Source organism: Rhizobacter sp. P2_H3 (assembly GCF_056403355.1).
Genome location: NZ_JBFUFQ010000460.1, coordinates 1 through 1,692, shown reverse-complemented (window position 1 = coordinate 1,692; position 1,692 = coordinate 1). Strand labels below are relative to the sequence as shown.

2 protein-coding genes are annotated in these 1,692 nt (G+C 65.5%); both read right to left on the bottom strand.

Annotated elements, in window-relative coordinates; genetic code table 11:
* Window positions 1-546 (bottom strand): ABC transporter permease (locus AC1D1T_RS32320; RefSeq protein WP_477993438.1); only part of this gene is annotated, 546 nt, incomplete at its 3' end.
* Window positions 543-1,652 carry an ABC transporter ATP-binding protein gene (locus AC1D1T_RS32315; protein ID WP_465113593.1) on the bottom strand — a complete coding sequence of 370 codons (1,110 nt, stop codon included), beginning with the start codon at window positions 1,650-1,652 and terminating at the stop codon, window positions 543-545. The genes AC1D1T_RS32320 and AC1D1T_RS32315, both read right to left, overlap by 4 nt.
* Between the last annotated feature and the right edge of the window lie 40 nt (window positions 1,653-1,692).

Sequence of the window (1,692 nt, the reverse complement as noted above, 5' to 3'; positions counted from 1 at the left end):
GGTGTAGGTCATGCCGATCACGAGCGAGAAGGGCGTGTTCATCAGCTTGCCGGGCACGTCGATCATGTCGGCGCGCACCAGCAACTGGTCCAGGCCGRGCCCGACGACGATGCGATGCACCCAACCGCCTTCCTCGAGCAGGCCTTTCCAGGCATAGACGCGCAGCAGGAAGGACGTCCAGAACGGCAGCATCACCAGCATCAGCAGCGCCGGCTGCAGCGACTGCTTCGCCCGGGCCATGAAATAGGCGAAGGGGTAGCCGATCGCCAGGCAGAGCAGGGTGGTGATGGCCGCGAACTTCAGGCTCGACACGTATGCCTTGAAGTACAGCGCGTCGCCGGTCATGAAGACGTAGTTGCCGAACTTCAGCGTGATCTTCAGTGCGCCATCGGCGACGCTCGTGATGTCGTTCGGCGTCACGGCGCCCATTTCCGACACGCTGTACTTCAGCACGATCAGGAAGGGCGCCAGGAAGAACACCAGCAGCCACAGATACGGAATGCCGATGACGGCGCTTCTCCCTCTCCACCAGCTCGGCGCTCTCATTGCGTCAGCACCACGTGAGCCGAAGGCGACCAATGCGCCCAGACTTCGTCGTCCCAGGTGAGCACGTCGTCGCGATGCCGCTCGGCGTTGTTCTGGCTGACCTTCAGCATCGCGCCGCTGGGCAGCTGGATGTGGAACACCGTGAAACTGCCGAAGTACGCGAGGTTCTTGACCTTGCCGCGGGCTCGGTTGTGCGGCCCGTGCTCGCCGTCGGGTGCCTGGCGCGAGAGCTGGATCTTCTCGGGCCGCAGCGCCACCGTCACCTCCATGCCCTCGGTGCCGGTGATGCCGTGGCCCACGTAGTGCGTGCAATCGGGGCAGGTGATCACCACGTGGTCCGGCTGGTCCTCGGTGACCGCACCGTCCATCAGGTTCACGTTGCCGATGAAGTCGGCCACGAAGCGCGTCGCCGGCGTCTCGTAGATGTCGGCCGGCGGACCGACCTGCAGGAAGCGCCCCTCGCTCATCACCGCGATGCGCGAGGCCATCGTCATCGCCTCTTCCTGGTCGTGCGTCACCATCACGCAGGTCACGCCGACCTCCTCGATGATGTTCACCAGCTCGATCTGCGTCTCCTCGCGCAGCTTCTTGTCGAGCGCCCCCAGCGGCTCGTCCAGCAGCAACAGCTGCGGCTTCTTCGCCAGGCTGCGCGCCAGCGCCACCCGCTGCTGCTGGCCGCCCGACAGCTGGTGCGGCTTGCGCTTGCCGTACTTGGTGAGCTGCACCAGCTTCAGCATCGCGTCGACCCGCTCGGCGATCTCGCCCTTCGGCAGCCGGTCGCGCCGCAACCCGAACGCGATGTTGTCCCACACCGTCAGGTGCGGGAACAGCGCGTACGACTGGAACATCATGTTCAACGGCCGCGCATACGGCGGCAGGCCGGCGAGATCCTTGCCGTCGAGCACGATGCGGCCCGAGGTCGGCGTCTCGAAGCCCGCCAGCATGCGCAGCAGCGTTGTCTTGCCGCAGCCCGACGAACCGAGCAGCGCAAAGATCTCGCCCTTCGCGATGTCGACGCTGACGTGGTTGACCGCGACGGCACCGCCGCCGAAATCCTTCACCACGTCCTCGATGCGCAGGAAACCGGCTTGCGGTGTGCTGGTCATCGCAGCCTCGCTCAGACGCCGGTCTTGAACGAGGTGTAGA

What these genes read in the sequence shown, in the direction of transcription:
- AC1D1T_RS32315 (WP_465113593.1), bottom strand. Translation starts at nt 1,652, where the DNA reads ATGACCAGCACACCGCAAGCCGGTTTCCTGCGCATCGAGGACGTGGTG.